11 protein-coding genes are annotated in these 19,409 nt (G+C 41.4%); 6 read left to right on the forward strand and 5 right to left on the reverse strand.

Translation table 11 applies throughout. From position 1 onward, the window contains the following. The first annotated feature begins 7 nt into the window (after window positions 1-7). From K1X76_02945 to K1X76_02955, 3 genes are all read left to right on the forward strand, one after another. A complete protein-coding gene (locus K1X76_02945) occupies window positions 8-778 on the forward strand; it encodes an outer membrane lipoprotein-sorting protein (GenBank protein MBX7148018.1) in 771 nt (256 codons plus the stop codon). 108 nt (window positions 779-886) lie between these two features. Then, window positions 887-2,407 carry a hypothetical protein gene (locus K1X76_02950; protein MBX7148019.1) on the forward strand — a complete coding sequence of 507 codons (1,521 nt, stop codon included), beginning with the start codon at window positions 887-889 and terminating at the stop codon, window positions 2,405-2,407. A gap of 37 nt (window positions 2,408-2,444) precedes the next feature. Next, a complete protein-coding gene (locus K1X76_02955) occupies window positions 2,445-4,760 on the forward strand; it encodes an MMPL family transporter (protein MBX7148020.1) in 2,316 nt (771 codons plus the stop codon). Here the strand turns inward: K1X76_02955 and shc are convergent. The 3 genes from shc to K1X76_02970 all read right to left on the reverse strand — a co-directional run bounded on the left by shc (window position 4,757) and on the right by K1X76_02970 (window position 8,071). Continuing rightward, entirely contained in the window at window positions 4,757-6,775 is a 2,019-nt protein-coding gene (shc, locus tag K1X76_02960; protein ID MBX7148021.1) for a squalene--hopene cyclase, read from the reverse strand. The genes K1X76_02955 and shc overlap by 4 nt on opposite strands. A gap of 76 nt (window positions 6,776-6,851) precedes the next feature. After that, window positions 6,852-7,544: a hypothetical protein gene (locus tag K1X76_02965; protein ID MBX7148022.1), complete on the reverse strand. Its 693-nt coding sequence runs from the start codon at window positions 7,542-7,544 to the stop codon at window positions 6,852-6,854. 2 nt (window positions 7,545-7,546) lie between these two features. Further along, window positions 7,547-8,071: a hypothetical protein gene (locus K1X76_02970; GenBank protein ID MBX7148023.1), complete on the reverse strand. Its 525-nt coding sequence runs from the start codon at window positions 8,069-8,071 to the stop codon at window positions 7,547-7,549. A 242-nt stretch (window positions 8,072-8,313) separates the two neighbouring features. Here K1X76_02970 and K1X76_02975 point away from each other — a divergent pair, with 242 nt between their 5' ends. Beyond that, window positions 8,314-14,103, forward strand: a complete 5,790-nt coding sequence (locus K1X76_02975; protein MBX7148024.1) for a class I SAM-dependent methyltransferase — start codon at window positions 8,314-8,316, stop codon at window positions 14,101-14,103. Here the strand turns inward: K1X76_02975 and K1X76_02980 are convergent. Both K1X76_02980 and K1X76_02985 read right to left on the reverse strand, forming a co-directional pair. Further along, window positions 14,100-16,262, reverse strand: coding sequence for a carbon starvation protein A (locus K1X76_02980; protein ID MBX7148025.1), 2,163 nt, complete (start codon window positions 16,260-16,262; stop codon window positions 14,100-14,102). The genes K1X76_02975 and K1X76_02980 overlap by 4 nt on opposite strands. Before the next feature lie 100 nt (window positions 16,263-16,362). Beyond that, window positions 16,363-17,109: an MBL fold metallo-hydrolase gene (locus K1X76_02985; GenBank protein MBX7148026.1), complete on the reverse strand. Its 747-nt coding sequence runs from the start codon at window positions 17,107-17,109 to the stop codon at window positions 16,363-16,365. 349 nt (window positions 17,110-17,458) lie between these two features. Between K1X76_02985 and K1X76_02990 the strand changes: the two genes are divergently transcribed. Together K1X76_02990 and K1X76_02995 are read left to right on the forward strand one after the other, a co-directional pair. Next, on the forward strand, window positions 17,459-18,055 hold the full coding sequence (locus K1X76_02990) for a hypothetical protein (protein ID MBX7148027.1): 597 nt from the start codon (window positions 17,459-17,461) through the stop codon (window positions 18,053-18,055). Further along, window positions 18,052-19,275, forward strand: a complete 1,224-nt coding sequence (locus K1X76_02995; protein MBX7148028.1) for a lamin tail domain-containing protein — start codon at window positions 18,052-18,054, stop codon at window positions 19,273-19,275. The genes K1X76_02990 and K1X76_02995 overlap by 4 nt, the downstream gene beginning before the upstream one ends. Window positions 19,276-19,409: the final 134 nt, after the last annotated feature.

Raw genomic sequence — 19,409 nt, forward strand, 5'->3', positions numbered from 1 at the left:
GGGACATATGCTTCGTTTTTTACTTACCATTTTTTTAACACTTACATCCTTAGTGGCCAGTGCACAAACACCTACGGGCCTGGATATTATTCAAAAGCAAGATGCGGTGAATAAAGGCTTTGTAGATGAAAAAGGTACAGGCAAGATGATTATTAAAGGGCAGGGTGGTGACGAAGCTGTTCGCGAATTTGAGTATCAAAGTCTGGAAGAAACAGCGAGTGCCGGACGTAAGGCTCTTTTAAAAATCACGCAACCTGCCAATTTAAGTGGTACTGGCTTATTAACTTATGAAAACAAAGGGCGTGATGACGATCAGTGGATTTATTTGCCGGCTTTAAAAAAGAGTAACCGCATTGTGGGTGGAGCCAAAAAAGGCAGCTTTATTGGGTCCGATTTTACCTACGAAGACATGGCGCCCAGATCCATCAGCGATTTTACCTATACTTATGTGAAGGCCGAACCTTGTGGTGCTACCAACTGTTCGGTGATTGATTCGGTTCCGCTTCCGGGAACATCCATTTATTCTAAAGTAACACTGTGGGTACGTGATGATAATTTGCAAAATGCCCGCATGGATTTGTATGATGACAAAGGTACTTTGGTAAAACGTGCTACTTTTGATGATTATCGTCAGATTAACGCAAAATTTTGGAGACCTTATAAAATTATGATGGAAGATTTAAATAGAAAAACATTTTCCACATTAGTGGTAGAATCTCTTGCTTTGCAAACCGGTTTAAAAGATGCCGATTTTATGACGAGTGTGTTGGAAAGATAAGCTACCCCACCCAACCTCCCCTTACAAAGGGGAGGAGTTTCCCCTCCTTTGTAAGGAGGGGTTAGGGGAGGTAGAGAGATGTAAGGGGAAAAAGGGTCATGAATAGATATGCGCGCATTATTAGCTACATTTTTATTAACGGGATTTTTATGTGCGCCCTTATGCCAGCTGCAAGCCAAAGAATCTTGGCCCAATTTACGGCATCGTGAGCCTATTAGCACCGAATCGGTGCCCATCATTCAAGCGCCACCGCCTGAAGTTGCTCCGGCTCCTGTATCAACTCCAGCTCCCCAAACGCCTGCGCCGGTGTCTCCCGTGGCATCAGAACCTGCTCCTGTGCAAGCTGTAACAGAAACAAAACCAGCCAAACAAAAAAATACCAATTACAAGCTCGATTATAAAGCCGACTTAGCTTTCCAGAATCAGCATTATTTCTTTTCTCGAAGTGAGCACCCTATAAACGACCAGCTTAATTTTGAAGCTGAGTTTGGTTTTTTGTACGACAACCGTGATAATTTTTTAGTAAATATCAAACCTCTTTTTTATTTTGATGCACTCGATGTTAATCGCATGCGGTATATTCCAAACGAAGCTTATCTCAAATATTACACCAACAATATTGAACTGTCGGCCGGTTTCCAAATGGTGCCATGGGGAGTATCCCGCTCGTTTAACCCTACCGATGTAATGAATCGTAAAGATTTAGAGCGTAATTATTATCGCCCCGAGCGTTTGGGGGATCCTATGGTTGGTTTTAGATATACCAATCCACAGTTGGGTTTTTTAAGTCAGTTTGGCGTGGATGTGTACGTGCTCCCTGTTTTTATGGAAACACCATTGCCCAAGTTTGATTCGCGTTTTAGTTTGGATAATCAGGCCATGGGTGCTGCTTTTACAGCCTTTGAGGAGCAGGAAATTGCAGGGTATGGACGTCAAATTGGGGCAGGGCTTAAAGTTTCTGGGTCTATTAAAGCAACTGATATTTCGCTTCATTACTATCATGGGCCAGAACGTCAGCCTTCTTTTTATCTGCTTTTAGATAACAATCTTAATTTGAGAATTCAGCCTTTTTACTACACCATCGACATGATTGGTTTTAATGTGGCTTCTGTATTAGGTAAATTTACCTTGCATGCCGAAGCTGCGTATAAAATTACAGCCAGTAATCCAGAAAAGCCACATCAATTACCTTTGGCTAATGTGAGCGATGCCATTCCCAACAATTATTTTCAGTTTGTACCAGGAGTAGATTACACCTTTGATGGTGTTTTTAAAACCGGCACTCTTATTTTAAGCGCCGAGTATATAGGTGAAGACAAGCATACCAATTATTTTGAGGAATTTAGACCTCTTAAAAATGATATTTTTCTGGGCACGCAGTTTGTATTAAACGATGTACGTAACACGTCGTTTGAATTGGGTATGATGAAAGATTTATCCAATGAAGAAATGATTGTGTTTTTTGAAGCGGGTACCAATGTGTATAAAGAGCTGCGTTTTACTGTAGGGGGAAGCATTATTAATCAGGATAGCGATCCGGATTTGCCGCTTTCCTTTTTTGACAATAATACCTATGTTTATTCCCGGCTTTCATATTCATTTGGCGGTAGTTTAAAAAAGAAAAAATAATAATTGTTTTGCACAGTTTTGAGAATAGGATGCGTGTATGAATTTTTTTGAAAAAATGGGCTCGTGGGTTTGGAATTACAAAACCTACATTACAATTTTAGCTCTTGTTCTCACTCTTTTTTTAGCGCCTTTTGCGGGTACAATTAAACCCGACAACTCGTTTGAAGCTATCGCTGTTCGTAACGATCCCAACATTATTTTAAGCCAAAAGATGAGCCAAATTTTTGGTTCGGATGAGTACATGAGTATTATGTACGAAACCGATGATGCTTTTAGTGCGTCTTCATTGGCTGTTACCCAAAAGGTAACTCAGTATCTCAAAACTCAACCTTATACCGAAGTTTTAAGTTTAACCAATTTGTGGAAAGCCGTGAGTGTTAAGGATGAAAAAGGAGATGCTTTAAATGTAGTGCCTTTTATTCCAGAGGCCTGGATTAAAACTGGTGTTCCGCCCGAAGAACGCAAGGCACTAATAGAAAATCCTCTCTATAAAAACCTAATTTATAACGAGTCTGGAAAGGCAGCTGCAATTTTGGCGCGCTTTCCTGAGTTAGGGCATGATGATGCCACCCGTTCTAAACTTATCAATGAGGCCCGCGCCTTTACTGATGAAGTCACAAAAGAGAGCGGGGTTAAATTTTTTATTTTTGGTTTACCGGTGATGAATCGCTCGGTGTGCGAAGTGGTAGAGAAAGAACAGAATACACTGACACCCATCATGATTGTGGCCATTCTTTTACTTATTATTTACTTGTATCGTAACTGGTTTGTAACTCTTATTACTTTTGTACAACTGCTCATTACCATGGGTATTACTGTGGGAACCTTGGGTTTACTGGGGGTTAAATTTAACTGGCTCACCACCATGGCGCCGGCCGTGATTGTGATCATGAATATTTGCGATTCGGTGTATATTATTAACGAGTTTCAACGCACCGATTATACTTTACCGGCTATAGAGCGCATGCGGATTATGTTTAAAAACATAGGCGCTCCGTGTTTATTTACCAGCATTATTAATGGGTTTGGCTTTTTATCCCTTGTCACTAGTGTGGTTAATTCGTTGCAAGATTTTGGTCTTTACGTTTTTATTGCTGTTATTGTGGAGTACGCTATTTCGTTTACGATTTTTCCTATACTTCTTAATAATTCCAAAAGTAAATCAAATCGACCAAATAAAGCAGAAAACCCTTATCTTAAACTCACAATTAATAAGGCGTATGAATTAGTTTCAAAACACCCCTCTTCAGTAGGCGTGGGCTGTATGCTTCTTATTGTGCTTTCTTTAATAGGGATTTCGGAGCTGCAAATCAATCAGTCGAGTCTTAAATATTTTAAAAATGATACCAAAATTAATATGATTGAGGCCAATAATTTTGCCAGAAAGGGAGTAGGGGGCGGGGTAGAGTCGGATATTTTGCACGATACCGATACTCCTGGGCTGCTTTTAGAGCCTCAATTTATGAAGCAGCTCGATACTTTTGCTCAAGCCGAAGCAAAAAATTTTAAATCCACCAACCACATCTCTTCCATTGCCGATTTGGTAAAATATTTTAATCAGGTTTTGCATAATAATGATCCGACTTATTATAAAATTCCGGATACCCGTGCCGAAATAGAACAAATTATGCTGGTAATGGAAATGAATCAGGCCGAACTTCATTTACGTAGCTTAATTAATTTAGATTATTCCAAAGCGGTAACACGTATTTTTTCGTCGGTTAATGAAACTCTTAAGGATTCTCTTGACGATTTTGATGCTGCGGCAAAAACAATTAGTACTTCTTTTTCTCCCGAATTTAATACCAAACTTGTGAGTAAAGCGTTAAGCACGTCCGAAGTATTGCGATTTATTCCCCATACTATTGTGGTGTCGCTTTTAACCTCGGGTGTTTTTATAGCCATTGCCATGATATTTTTATTTCGCTCGGTAAAAGTGGGCTTGTTGTCGCTGTTGCCCAGTGCCTTGCCCCTTTTAATGGTAGGTGGTTTTATGGGTTTTTTTAATATTTGGATTAATATTGCATCGGCTATGACATTTGCTGTGTCTTTGGGAATTGCCATGGACGATACCGTTAATATCATCTGGCGTATGAAAAAGTATGTAGAACAGTTTGGACTTACGCACGATGAAGCTCTTAAAAAAGTATTTGATGAAATTGGAGTCCCGCTGATTAGCTCATCGTTAATGCTGGCTGGTGGGTATTTGATGCTTTCTTTTTCGCAACTTTGGCCTACTACGCATTTTGGCGTAGCGGTGGCCTGTTGTTGTATGTTTGCGCTTATTGGTGATTTATTGTTAATCCCGGTTATTTTTTTAAAGCTAAAGCCGTTTAAGGCCAAAGCAGCTTAAATTTTTTTATATTTTCCTAAGGCTAACACGGGAAAGAAATGCCGATATCCGTGATACCGGATATAAAAATGGCCGGGAAATCCTGTGCCGGTATGATAGGGTTCGTCCCAAGTACCATCGACATTTTGAGAATTGATAAGATAATCAGCCGCTCGTTTGGCTTCTAAACTTTTTCCTTCACCACCAGCAATAAGCCCCATTAAGGCCCAGGCTGTTTGTGAAGCTGTAGAGTGGGGGTAGGGCGTGTGGCGTTTTAAAACATACGAATCGCAACTTTCGGAATAACCACCATCCACATTTTGAACCGATTTAAGCCAGCTTACAGCTCTTTTAACCTTGTCACTCTGCATATCATAGCCAATGGCTTGTAAGCCTTGCAGTGCACACCAAGTACCATAGAGGTAATTAACGCCCCAGCGCGCCCACCAGCTGCCGTTTTGTTCCTGTGTGTTTTCCAAAAACTTGATGGCTTTTTTAACCGGTTTATATTTCTGAGTATAGCCGAATGCTTTAAATACTTCTAAAGCGCGTCCCGTTAAATCGGCGCTGGGTTGATCGAGGCAAGCTTCGTGATCGGAAAAGGGGATTTTATTGAGAATTTCCTTGGTGCTGTTTTTATCAAAAGCACCCCAGCCTCCGTTGGACGATTGCATGGAAACAATCCAGGTTAGGGCCCTAGCTGAGGCTTTAATAAATTTGTCTTGAGGAATATCAATTTTAGATAAAAACAAGAGCACTTCAAACGTATCATCTACGTCTGGAAAATAATCGTTTTCAAATTCAAAACTCCAGCCACCGGGCAATGCTCCTTTATTTTTTTGATACCAATCACCGTAACAGTCTAAAATTTGTTTGGAGAGTAACCATTCGCCAGCTTTTACAAGTTGTGGGTTGTTGCGCGGCACACCGGCTTCGGCTAACGCCACACCAGCCCAAGGGGTATCCCATACGGGTGATACACAGCATTGTTGATAAATTGTTTCACCTGTTTTGTCTGGAGTAGGGATTGCTGCATTTAAACTTGCCGACGGTGTTTGAAAAAACTCCAAGGCTTTAAGCGCTTTTTTAATCATGGGGTCATCTTGCGAGTATCCCAAAACATGCAGCGCTTGAGCGCCGTAAGCTAACGCCGGATAAATGTCTTCGGTTTTTTCTAAATGGGCCCGTATCCAGGTTTCGCAAGCTTGCAAACCCGATTTTTTGGCCGGCAAATATTTTTCAAACTTTTTGAGCGTTTTATCGAGATTAATCATGAACTGCTCAAAAGAAAATGCGCCTTTAGTAGTTTTAAAACTCCAGTCAGGCTCTTGATTTGTCATTCTGAGCGAAGCGAAGGATCTACTTGTTTTCGAGGGATTCTTCGCTTCGCTCAGAATGACAGCAGACTTTTCCACATATAACTCATCCAAGTTAAAATCGACTTTCCTCGTTACTTTCTTTTCTAGCAGCACTAAGAGCGGCACAATAGTAGCCCTCGCCCAGCTTGAAAAATCGTAAATAGAAAGCGGGCTCCAGGCTGGCATATGAATAAAAGCTACCGGCATGGCGGGGCAGTATTCCCAAGGAATTAATCCAAATTGAGCTAAATGAATGCGCGTAAAGGCGCGCGTTTGAGTAAGGCCACCTTTTTTAAGAATAAATTCTTTGGCTTTTAAAAGAGTAGGGTGAGTTGTATCGTATCCACACAAACGCAACGCTAAATAACATTCGATGGTGGTGTGTAAATCGCCAGCGGCCGAATAAAATAAATTCCACGATCCATCGGCGGCTTGCGTGTTTACTAAACGCTGGGCAATTTTTTTCTGCGTATCAACATTAGTAAGCCCCATGTAATGGCACATGAAGATATACTCGGCATTAATCCCCTCGTTGGCTTCTAAAATATACCACCAATAACCTTCTTTAAACTGCTGGGATAACAGCAGGTTTGATCCCAATAAAAGGCTGTTTTGCAGCGTTTTTTGAGAGTTTACATCCTCTAACGGCATGTTTTTTAAAGTGTTTTTAAGTGTCATGAATTGCTTTCTTGTATCAAAACTAGGGCTATTTTCAAGGACGATTATCGGCAAAGAGCTAAAAAAGTTGCCTGTTTTAGCGAAGAGTCCAGTAGCTGGCTCTTCCTTTGGAAATGGATTTGATAGGGGTATAATTTTGCAGGTCAATTAAAGCTTGTTGGCGTGACAAGGAATGATCAAGAGCAGTCAGGTATTCGCTAAGGGTAATGGTTTTTTTCTCCTTGAGAATTCTCTTTAAAATATTTTCTCTTTGATTGATGGCCCAATGGCCAATTGTTTCTCTGTTTTTTCCATATAAAATTGGTTTTTCACGAGCCAAAAATCCCCAGTCTAAATATTCCTTTAAACTTTCGGTGGCGGCTTTTTCCATTAATGGGGTACCTGCACCGTATAGGTTCATAAAATATAATTGAGTACTGAGTGGTTTGTAGCCTTTGGTTAAATAGTTATAGTAATATTCCAATTCGGTATTGGGATGTGATGAATAAATAAAATTGAATATTACCAATAAGGTTTGTGGCGTTTGCATCTGTTGCATATTCTGTCGCAACAAGAGGGGATTGATATTTTTCCAGTGATCGTAACAATAATCCACCAAAATTCCAAATAAACGCGCGTCGTAGCGCGACCAATCGGCGGCAAGAGCCAGTAAAGCCTCAAGAGATTGTGGTGTTTCATCCCAGGCTTTGTTTTCGCCTACAGCTCGCGCACCAATTTTACCAAGCTCGTAATAAAGGCGCGATAATTGTTGTATGTTGGGTGTTTTCATTGTTACAGTCCTAAATCATCCAAAATATTTGTTAAAAATTCTTTTGCTTCTTCGGCTTTAGGGATATTTTTTTCTGCCATTTCTTTAATATGAGCTTCGGCAATATCGGGATCGGCTCCTTTTTTAATGAGAGCTTTGGCGTGAGGAATGTCTTTATCGCGGCCGGCAAAGCATTTAAGAATGAGCAAATCTTCTTTACCTAAGGCATCCACTTTTAAATGAGGGCCTTCGTAGATAGTTTTAAGACGAGTAGGGTAATTTTTAGGGAGTGTATAAAGAAAAGTTTGAAAGTGGGAGTTAAGCCAGTCTTTAGGGATTCCCAGTTCGTCGGCTACTTCAATAATTTCCTTTTCAACATCAGCTTCAGTAATGGAGGACTGATAAAAAAGAGCATCTAAATCGTGTGTGGCCAGTGGGAAATCGTAGGCTAAAACCATGGCTCCGCCGCCACCTAAAAGCAATTTTGCCTGTGTTTTAAGCTTTGAATCGAGCGCTTTAAATGCATTAAGCATTTGATTTTTATTCATATTTATATATATTAACTAGTAAAATATAAAATTGTCAATTTAATAGCTGTATATTTGCCCGCAAACATGCCCAAGATGCATGCCCAAGATGTACCTGGCACCCTTTAAGTTGTTGTTTTTATTATTTAAATACCTCGCAACTTTTCTATCAATTTACCGATAACCTATAAGCGATCAATCTGGGCACGATGATCCATTTTTAACAGAATTTGATAGCCCCATTAAAGGGGCGTTTTTTTATTATGGATGAATTTGATTACAGTTTATTTCCTCCCCAGTGCGACCCAAACGATCCTTTTTACGAAGAGGATAATGTTTCTCTATTGCCCGAAGAAAGTACTGTGCCATTGGTTGTGGATGAATCGCAAATTTGTCCCACTACAAACGATGAATATGTGGAAGTTGATAGTGTAGGTTTAAGTGATGTTGTGGCGAGCAATACACCTGCACTGGTGTCAAACGAAGAAACTCTCTCATTTTCTCAACAAGACCTTGGTGTAAGCAACAATCGTTTGTGGTCTTATCTTAATCAGTTTAATCACGATTTAACTTTTAAGCACGCCTTTGAAGTGTGGTGGGAACGTGGTTTTGATACTACAAGTTTGTTTATTTCCAATTATGCTTTGCAAGATAAACCCAACGCGCAAAAGCTAAGTGATTTACGTCACGATATTTATAACCGTGTTCCATACAATGATTTACGCATTTTTTATGATGAAGTGGAAAACGTAATTTCTGTTTTGGCAACTAAAATGGGCATTGTGTATGAACGGCCGGCCGATAATTTAATCCCGCAATTTGAATTAGAAATAGATTTTGAACGTCCGGTACAAGGCTTTGGACCGCGTACTTATTATGCTTACGATTTGAAAAGTGGGCAGCGTTATCGTGTATCGTTTAACGATGAAGTTGGTTTTACCGGTGGATATTATGCCGTGAACATCCCTCGTACTTTTTTTGGTAAGGCCCAAGAGTTGGATCAAATAGTTGGATATAATATTAATCCCATGCTTAATGCACCCATTTTACCGGATCCTATTTACAGGTTTGAAGCGGAAAAAATGAGCATGGTGTTGGATAATGGGCCAGAAGCGTATCAGGCGCAACTTACTGCTGTGGCGCACGAAGCTTTGGGTATAAGTTTGGGTGCTCTTTTTTATGGTTTAGGTGGAGCAGCAGGTGGGCGCGGTTCGCTGTCACAACAGTTTGTTCAAAATGCTCAGCCCGTTTTTCCCGAAGTTGAAATTACCACACCCATCAGAAGCTCTAATCCTTATGCACCGGGAGATATTCGTATTAAACCGGGTGTAGTAACCGAATTACCAGGTTCAAGACCTACTGCTGTTCCGTACAATCCCTATTTACCCGAAGAAACATTACCGCTGGCCGCTCAAGGAGCAAGTGGTGCAACAACATCAAGCGGCGGTGGTCTGCAAACAACAACCCAAACCACAGTGAGGCCTGTTGTGGTGAATGGTAATTCTTCCGTTCCGCCGTTACCCACAGTAGCGCGTTATCAAGCCCCGCGCATGCTCATGCCTAGCGAAATAGAAGCGATTAAGGCCGAACCGTTGGCCGTGCGGTATCCGGGGTATGTTGCGCCTGTTCTAGAACCTGTAGTACCAACACTTGTTTTGCCTCAAGGTGTTAGAAGTATAAGTTCTGTTGTTCCGCCTCTGGTTCCTCCCATGCCGCCTTTTATTTTACCCACAGCCGAGGAGTATCACGAAGTGATTTTGCCCGAAGCTACAAGTGGTGCCGATGAAATAGCCGAACAACATAACGACATAACACCCATGATTGATGTTGTGGATCCTGAAGCTTTTAGCGGTGATTTGCCGGTAAAGCCGGAAGAAGGAATGCAGGTGGCTGGTGATATGCGGATACCGGAGTATAAAGCTTTATTAGAAAAGCTGCGACGAGAGTTACCAAAATTGCCCAAGCCTTCGGATGCCGCTATAGAATATGTAGAAGAGAATATAAAGCCTCTTACCGAAGCGCGAGACTTAGCGTTTCGCATTATTTATTTAAAAGATCAAATTGCAGTAAAAGGAGGCTTTGAAGTTGTTACCGGATTAGAAGATGGTGCTGTGCCTGGTGTGCCGGCAGTTTTGGGTGGCGGGCTTGTTTATAATTCTTACGATACCGTACGGCAACTGTTTCAGGCTCTGGCCTTGGTAGATCCGGAAATTGTGGATGCTGCCTTAAATCCCGATTTACATCCTGATAGAAGCGATGTGGCTCGCCTGATTGAGGCGCAAGTTTTAGCTGGTATGCGTATTTTAGATTTGGGTTGCGGACCAGACACTATTTTTGCCCGCTTAGCTCGTGCCATGGGGGCCGAAGTTTGGACGGTAGATATGCTACCACCCGATAGAATTGGCCCAGAAGGTTCGGTGGAGCGTGCGTTTTATTTACAAATGGATTTATCCAATAGATATGCAGCCGCTCGCATTTATGAAGCCACGGGTGGCAATTTTAATTTGGTAACGCAAGCGCATTTAAACAGCGATGCCGAACCAGTGATGGAGGTTCCTAATTTACCAAGGATGGCCTCGGCCTTGTTAAGAGACGGCGGGGCTTATTCGGGAAGCAGGAATGCGTGGATAAATGTGCGGGGAGAGTTTGTTCCGTTTGTGCCAACAAATAATCTGAATCCGGAAAGCAGCGGTTCTTTTAGTGCCTTCTATTATTTATATGGAATGCGCATGCCCGTTGATGTGGAATGGGATGAAGATGGCAGATATAAAGCTTCAACTTATGGTAGCCCCTTAGAAAAAATGACGTATTGGCTTCATGATGACGAGAGCGGGGATTATTTAGGTGTAATAACACGTGATGGGCGTTTTTTAGATGTGGATAACTATCCTTATTTTGAATATAGCGATCCCATTCATTATCCAGAAGTTTCGGGAACACTGAGTACAGACCAAACGGTAAATCTGGAAATTGCTCAAATTAATTTGGCCAGCTTTTTACCCAATACTTCTTTTAGAAATCCTGCGCAGGAAGCGCGGGTAACGTCACCGTCTGATATTCATACTGGAGATGTATTTTTTATTACTCATGCCAAGGGGCCTGTGAGTACGGCAATTAGCAACAGTTTGGATGGCGCCTATCAAAATATACCGCGCGTTGCTCTTTACGATCCCCGTTATCCTGTTGATCCTGATGTGTTTTTACAGACAACGCGTACTTTTTATAGTGCCGATGGAGCTCTTAGTCTTGTTGGGCGCAATTCTGATTTCCCGTTTGAAAACTTTGACCGTTATCATGTGGCGGGAGGCTTTAATGTTGATTGTGTATACCGTACGGTGAGAGATGTTGTGCAGGCTTTTGAAGCGTCGCAAAGGGAAAGTATAGAAATTATTTTACACCCTCAATTAATTTACGGCCCTTTGGTTTTAGAAAGCGGCAATATAGATTACAATATATATTATGATAATTTGCAAAGAGCTCCCAATCCACAAGCCGAATTAGATGCTTATATACACGAATTAGTAGAAGAGTTTGGTGAGATACAATTAGTATCTGCCCCTGCCAATCCGCTTGATTTGGGGCATTTGTACGCAGTAACACTTGCCGATGGCCGTAAAGTGACGGTGAAGTTTGTGAGGGAAGGAATCCAGGCTGAGCAACAAAAACCAGATCGTGATTTGGGGGATTATGTAGCCTCCGTAGAACCCACCCGCCAAGCCTTGCACCCGCATCCAGCGACTTCAAATTCATTTGAAGCATTTTATTATTCAGATGGAGTGCGTGTGGCTGTAGAAGTGCATAAAGATGAAGAGGGTAAATATCATATTTTAAATGATGATGAACCTTATGAAGGTTTAACACATTGGCTTCATGATGCGGGGGGAGCTTTTTTAGGCGTGCTAACCGGTGACGGTCGTTTTTTGAGTGAATATGACCATCCTTATTTGGGATATGTCGATCCAATTCATTATCCTGCCCCAACGTTTGATTTAGGAATTGATCAAATTAATTTTTCAAATGTTCTTCCAGACACATCTTTTAGAAATCCATTCCAAAAAGAACGTGTTACTTCACCTTCTCAGGATCATACAGGTGCTGTATTTTTAATAACCCACGCCGATGGACCTGCAGCTACTAATGTTGGCAGCTTTTTAGCTAATGACTATCAGGATGTGCCGCGTGTTGCTCTTTACGACTCTCGTTTTCCTGTTCATCCCGATGTATTTTTACAAATGACTTCTACATTTTATAGCCTCGATGGAAGTCTTGATTTTTTGGGGGTCAATTCAAGTTTTCCCTTTGGTAATTTTGACACTTATCATTTAGCAGGTGGATATAACAATGACTGTCTGGCTACTACTTTTAAAAATATCGTAGACTCCTTTTTAGAATCAGACAAAAAAGCAATAGATGTGGTTTTTCATCCTGAGCTTATTTTTGGAAGATTGATGTACATGAGTGGGAGAGAGTCTAAAAATGATGTTTATTATGATAATTTACAGGGTTCTGTTGATCCACAAACAGAATTAAATTTTTATGTGCAGATGTTAACTATGATGATGAAGGCTGATCTTCGCTTGGTTTATGCCCCTGCCAATCCCCTCGATTTAGGCCAAGTGTATACCATTACGCTGGAGGGCGGAAAAGTAGTGACGGTGAAGTTTGTAAAAGAGGGCCAAAATAGTGTTCCAACGGAACCAGAATTAGGACTAGTTCTTCCGTTTCCTGTTAGGTCCACGCAGGAAGAAGTTGTAGCGGCTCCGCAAGCTGTTTCTATTATTCCAGACGAAGAAGGCATGGCCGAATTAGTGCAAGACTGGATGCCCGCTATAGAAGCAAAAATAACTTACACAATAAAAGAGTATGAACGGCGGTACCGCGTAAAATTAAATGATGTAGCCAAAGAAGATATTAGAAATTACTTTTACAGAGGTTTTCAGGGACATTTATTGGATAAATTAGGGGAAGCGTATTTAGAAAATATGCGAACTGAGGCGGAAACCGATGATGATGATTTTGATGGAATTTTGCCTATGGCCTTTGGTTTGCCTATGGGCCGGCCACTAATAGGTACACGTATGCATTATGACGATGTAACTAGCGAATCTATCATGGAGGAGTTAGATGCTTTAGAAACGCATGTGTTGGAAAGAGATCCTGACGAGCTTCAAGAATTTCTTGATAAAGAAATCACCAGTGCTCGTTTAGTGGCAACAAATACAAGTCCTGTCACCACTGCTACTCCCAGATCGCGTGCGGCTTTTAGATTAGTGCGAAGTACGGATGATGTATCTGCCGCATCGCCTGTTGTGCGCCAAGTTTCTATTTCAACGCGTGTTTTAGGTGGTTCCGAAAGTGGGCCGTTAGATGTTTATACGTTTAGTGATAAATTTATAGGAGAAGGTTTTATTATATCTTACCCGGCTATTGCCAGTGTAACGCCGCCTGCTGTTGACAGTTTAACTTATGTTGATAACGGAGATTCGGGATTAGTGTTTACAGACGGCACTAAGGCATACAAAGTTTTGTATAATACCAGCACGACGCGTGAGGATCCTAGTAATACTCAATTTGGAGATACTTTATTAGAGGCTATTGGAGTTCCGGTTGTGCATGTGGAGGGTTATAGCAAAATTGTTTTTGAAACAGAATTTGGTCATCCCGCTGTTGATAGCAGAATTATACCTGGATTAAGTTATGATGTGGTTCAAATGAATTATTTAGACCCTCAAGTGTGGACCACATCAGCATTTTTAACACCAGATATTAAAGCTATAGCCGACCAAAATTTAGAGGTTATTAAAGCAACCCTGGCCCGTTATGGCCTTGGTTATGAAGATGGTGGCTTGCAGTATAAAACCAATATCATCACAGGTGAGGTCGTGTTGGTAGATCCTGCCGAAATCACGGTGGTAGATCCCGTATTATTTAAAGCTTTTTACACAAGCTTACCCTTGCGTGTGTTGACTCGTGATGAAAACCCTAACGAAAGAGAAGCGCGCGAATCTAGAGAAAATCCTGAACTTGAAGATTACAATCCAGGTGGCGACTAACAACACCGTGGCCTGGTAAATTTGTGTTCCATTTCTTTTGCCCAAGCTTGACCTGTTAATTTATTATTTTCTTCCTTCACATAATAAGAAACCCCAACAGGCGTGCTGGTATAAAAAAAATAAGCGGGTGATTCTTTTAAATGAAGCGGTTCTTTTCCCAACTTCATTTTTATCCATTTGCTAAAACAGGCTAATAAAATCATGGTCACTAAAGCCAGAAACACTCCATCAACTACAGCATTAAGCTTCATATTAAAAATAATCTGAGACGTAGCGGCAATTTTATCGGCGGGAATTAAATTTTGAGCCAGTTGTCCTTCCATAAAATGAGCTTGGGCTAAAAAGCCCAGTTTAGGATCGGCTGAAAATATTTTTGTTAATCCTGCTGTGTACGTTACACTCACGAGCCACAACAGAGGGGCGAGAGTAACCAAAATATAGCGGCTCTTATTCATCTTAATTAAAATTGTGGTGGCCAGACAAAGCGCAATTACCGAGAGTAACTGATTAGCAATACCAAACAGTGGCCATAACGAATTAATACCGCCATTGGGGTCAATCACGCCGTTGTATAAAAAATAACCCCAGCCACACACAAACAATAAACTTGCCGCAATATTGGGGCCGTATGCGTTGATATTACCCAAAGGTTGATAAATATGACCAAGGAGGGCTTGTAATAAAAAACGGCCCACACGCGTGCCGGCATCAATGGTTGTTAAAATAAAAAGAGCCTCAAACATGATGGCAAAGTGGTACCAAAGGGCCATTAACTTTTCGCCTCCTAATACCTGAGAAAAAATATGCGCCATCCCTACGGCTAAAGTGGGGGCGCCCCCTGTACGTCCAAAGAGAGTTGTTTCGCCTATATTGGCTGCAAGACTTGTCATTTGTTCAACAGTCACTGGAAATCCCCAACCGCTAATGGTTTGAACTGTAGTTTGGGCAACGCCACCAAAAGCAGCAGGAGGGGTGTTGATGGCAAAATAAACACCGGGGTCAAGCGTGGTGGCGGCAATTAAGGCCATGATGGCCACACACGATTCTAAAATCATGCTTCCATAACCCACCATACGCGCATGACTTTCGCGGGTAATCAGTTTTGGTGTAGTGCCACTGGCAATCAGTGAATGAAAACCGCTGATGGCACCGCAGGCTATGGTGATAAAACAAAACGGAAAGATTTTGCCGGCAAAAATAGGGCCTGTTCCATCAATAAAACGGCTTAATGCGGGCATATGCACTTCGGGCATCACAATGAGAATACCAATGGCTAAAGCGCCAATCGTTCCCAATTTCATAAAAGTAGAAAGATAATCGCGGGGAGCTAAGAGGAGCCAAACCGGAAGAATAGAGGCGAGGATACCATATATTATAATGCCCCAGGCTAAAGTTGGGCCATCAAAAGTTAAAATTTTTGAGAGTGCAGGAATTTCGTGAAAAAATTTTCCTCCCCACACGGATGCTAGCAATAAAACAATGCCAATAAGGGTCACTTCGCTTACTTTGCCAATACGGATAAAACGCATGTAGCATCCCATAAACATGGCAATGGGGATGGTTGCCAAAATAGTAAAAGTTCCCCAAGGGCTATGAGCTAAAGCTTTGACGACCACAAGTCCTAAAACAGCAATAAGAATAATCATGATGGAGACAATAGCGATAAGGGCAATAATACCGGCAAAGCCGCTGATTTCTTCTTTTACCATTTCACCCAAACTTTTTCCGTTACGGCGCATGGATGAAAATAGGATGAAGAAATCTTGAACCGCTCCGCCTAACACAACACCAATAAGAATCCACAAAGTGCCGGGCAAGTAACCAAATTGAGCAGCCAAAACAGGGCCCACCAAAGGACCCGGGCCGCTGATGGCGGCAAAGTGATGGCCAAATACAATCCATTTATTAGTTTTCACAAAATCGCGGCCGTCTTCATGAACCTCGCAGGGTGTTTTGCGGTTGTCGTTTAAGACGGCGATCTTGGTGGCAATCCATTTGGAATAAAAGCGATAGCCAATGGTGTAGGTGCAGAGGGCAGAGAGGAGTATCCAAACGGCATTGAGTGATTCGCCACGGTGAAGGGCAATGGTGGTGTAGGCAAAGGCGCCTATAATAGAGAGCGCGATCCAGGGGAGGGTGTGGAAGATTTTTTTAAGCATGGGGAGAAGATAGTGAAAAATATTGAGGTAATAAAGGAGTTTTCTTAAAGCTAAGAGTAACCCACCCCGTCCCTCCCTTAGCTTAAGGGAGGGGTTACTCTTAAGGGTAGCTATCCCCCTCCACCTCAAAACTCCCATCCATATGCACTAAAATATCAATGTCACCTTCTTCAGTTTTATAAACGGAGCTGCCTATTTGGGAAAGGCGGTTCATTACTTCGGGGGTAGGGTGGCCATAAGCATTAGCTCCCACCGATAAAACGGAAACGACAGGATCCAATATCCTCAAAAAATGCTCATTACTACTGGTATTGCTCCCATGATGATTCACAATCAACACATCCACAGGCCCGGTTAAATCGGCCGTATGAGTTTCTAAATCCACTGTTTCATTGCCTCCCCCTGTTAAATCACCTCCTGCAAATAATTTAAAAGATCCATATTCTAGAAGAAGCCCCAAACTTTTTTCGTTTTCGCTTTCTATTTCTATTTTTGTACCATCTTCAAAACTACCATCACTAACAATTGTGGTGATTACCAGATCATCCCGGGGTGTAAGCACAGACCCTGCAAGTAGGGCTTCTCTCTTTCCTTCCAAAAGACTTAGGTAGAGATAATCTAAATAAGAAGGATCCAAAGGATCAGTGCCGCGATCATAAACATGAATATCAAAACCAGCTTCTACTAACTCATCCACATTCCCCATGTGATCGGCATCAAAATGAGTGATGATAAGGGTGAGTGCAGTAATGCCATACTCTTCAAGAAGTGGAATGAGGGCTTCTGTTCCGGAATCGGAAGGGCCTGTATCGATGAGCAACGCTTCTTTATCAGCTGTGACAATCATCGTGCAATTTCCCTGGCCCACGTTGACAGCAATGATGTGCAAGTAGCTGGATAGAGAATTGTCCAATTCTGTGTGTCTAATCGAAGGTGTGAGGCTAGGAGTACAACTGATACATATAATGAATAGAAGAAATAATTTTTTCATGCCGACAGTGATGCAAATGAAATGCCATGGGCCATTTTATTTTTAGTCTATATTTTTTTGTAAAATGCTAATCGAGAGTCTCAGCATAGTCTCAAAATGAATCAGGCGTAGTCCCAAAATGAGACTCTTTTTTAATTTAAAATATAAAAAATCTTTTAATTTCAGCTTTATTTTTTTTGGCACAAAGCTTGCGTTGCGTGATGGCATGAAAAACTTACTTATCACTTTTCTATTGATTGTGTTGTCGCAACCGGCCATGGCCAAAATTCGTTTAGCCGACGAACCCTCATATCGCGAGGTGTTAGATTCTTACTTAAAAGAAGAGTCGATGGACTATAAAGCCATGCGGGAGTGGGATAAAAAAATGAACCGATCGGCATGGTTTCCTGTGCTTAGTGTGGGTTACGATCATTTTTTGCGCGAAACGCAGGCTATTGCCATTAACGATAATATTTCTGTTTCTTCCAGTGCTGTTAGTGTGGGGCCGCCCGATAATAACTGGGATAATAGTGTTTATCAGGCCGATAATATTCGGGTGAGGGCGGTGTGGAATTTGGCCGATCTTATTTTTCACGATAAAACTTTAAGCGTGTCGCAAGAAAAACGGGATTTATCGCGGATGCGCATGAGCATGTCGGAACTTTTGTTTAAAAACTATGCCGAGCGTAAACAATTGGTAGAAAAAGTGGCAAAGGCAGGGAGCAACAACGAAGCTTGTCTTAAAATTGAACTGTATAACCAAAAAATAAATGCCTTAACCCACGATGCTTTTAAAGCAAGATGGTGGAGGTGTGGGTTATGAGAATTATATTTTTAATCATGATGATGTTGTTGTGTGCCTGTAAAAGCTTAAGCTTTCATCCCTCCGCAATCCCACCAGAAGAGGAGGTATTGGATAATAGTAATGCCCCCACATCGCCCGATTCATTATCTACTACAATACCTCCTTCTAATCTCAGCCGACCTAGCGAAGCAATAATCTACGAAATTTATTATGATGATAAAGTGAGCGATACCGACGGCACGGCTTTTATTGAGCTTTATGCAACACCCCATAGTTTTTTGGATGGTTATCAAATTGAACTTGTGAATGGGGATGACGGTGCTGTTCAAAAAAAAATCACCTTACCAAGTCCCTCAGAAGTTCCAGAGAATGGTTTTTTTGTGATTGCCGATTTAAAAACAAACTCTACAACATCTACACAACTGAGTTCTTATCAGTATCTCACCCAGTTTGACCCTCAAAACGGACCCGATAGCATCCGCTTGCTTGATGATAGTGGGTCAGTAGTTGATCTTGTAGGTTATGGAATGCTTCCCACCGGCATTTCTCAACTTTATGAACAAGAGGCAGCCTTCGATGCTCCTGCGGGAAGCAGTTTATCGCGTGTTTCTGCCATAGATACTAATAATAATGCGGCCGATTTTGTAATCAATCCTCTTCCGTCGCCGGGCAGTGCCGATATTTTTGTAGAAGAAGAGGCAGAAAGTAATGCCACATCCGATGAAATTTTTTTACCAACAACAGAACAAAATAATGCCGCACCTTACTTGGTAAAATTTACAGAAGTGGTGACCGATCCACAAAAAGATTGGAATGATAGCTTGGGTGGTAACGATATTTTGTTTGATGAAATACCCGGAACAGGCACAATAAGTGTGAGTGATGAGTATTTTGAGATAAAAAACTTTGGAAATGAGGTTGTGAACATAAAAAATTGGTCGGTGACCATGGTGGATGGAACCGATATAAACTTTAGTTTTTCTTCACCCGGTGATGCTGTGTTTTTTTCAAGTATGGAAGACGATTTTTTAAGTTTAGAAGCTAACGAAGTGTTGGTAATTGGGAATCCGGCGGGTGATTTTAAAAATACAATAACGCTTACAATGCTTGATGATCAAGGAAATACCGTTGATGATGTGTTTGTTGAAGATGGAAATTCTACAGATGAGTTTGATGAAAGTTTTTCGCTGGATGATGAAGAAAATTGGACAAAAACTTTGGCCTCACCGGGTTGGTGAACAAAAAATGGGTGAATAAAAATAAAAAGTTCAAGACAAAAATGAAAAAAATGTAAATTTTTTTCAAATTAGTGTTGACATTTTTTTTATAAACTTCGTATAATTCAAACAGTTAAGCAATTTTATTAACCCAC

Source organism: bacterium (assembly GCA_019695305.1).
In the GTDB taxonomy this organism is placed as follows: Bacteria; UBA10199; UBA10199; order UBA10199; family JAIBAG01; genus JAIBAG01.

Bases quoted from the DNA above. Each gene is read 5' to 3' on its own strand.
- K1X76_02945 (MBX7148018.1), top strand. From the start codon at position 8: ATGCTTCGTTTTTTACTTACCATTTTTTTAACACTTACATCCTTAGTG.
- K1X76_02950 (MBX7148019.1), top strand. From the start codon at position 887: ATGCGCGCATTATTAGCTACATTTTTATTAACGGGATTTTTATGTGCG.
- K1X76_02955 (MBX7148020.1), top strand. From the start codon at position 2,445: ATGAATTTTTTTGAAAAAATGGGCTCGTGGGTTTGGAATTACAAAACC.
- shc (MBX7148021.1), bottom strand. From the start codon at position 6,775: ATGACACTTAAAAACACTTTAAAAAACATGCCGTTAGAGGATGTAAAC.
- K1X76_02965 (MBX7148022.1), bottom strand. From the start codon at position 7,544: ATGAAAACACCCAACATACAACAATTATCGCGCCTTTATTACGAGCTT.
- K1X76_02970 (MBX7148023.1), bottom strand. From the start codon at position 8,071: ATGAATAAAAATCAAATGCTTAATGCATTTAAAGCGCTCGATTCAAAG.
- K1X76_02975 (MBX7148024.1), top strand. From the start codon at position 8,314: ATGGATGAATTTGATTACAGTTTATTTCCTCCCCAGTGCGACCCAAAC.
- K1X76_02980 (MBX7148025.1), bottom strand. From the start codon at position 16,262: ATGCTTAAAAAAATCTTCCACACCCTCCCCTGGATCGCGCTCTCTATT.
- K1X76_02985 (MBX7148026.1), bottom strand. From the start codon at position 17,109: ATGATTGTCACAGCTGATAAAGAAGCGTTGCTCATCGATACAGGCCCT.
- K1X76_02990 (MBX7148027.1), top strand. From the start codon at position 17,459: ATGAAAAACTTACTTATCACTTTTCTATTGATTGTGTTGTCGCAACCG.
- K1X76_02995 (MBX7148028.1), top strand. From the start codon at position 18,052: ATGAGAATTATATTTTTAATCATGATGATGTTGTTGTGTGCCTGTAAA.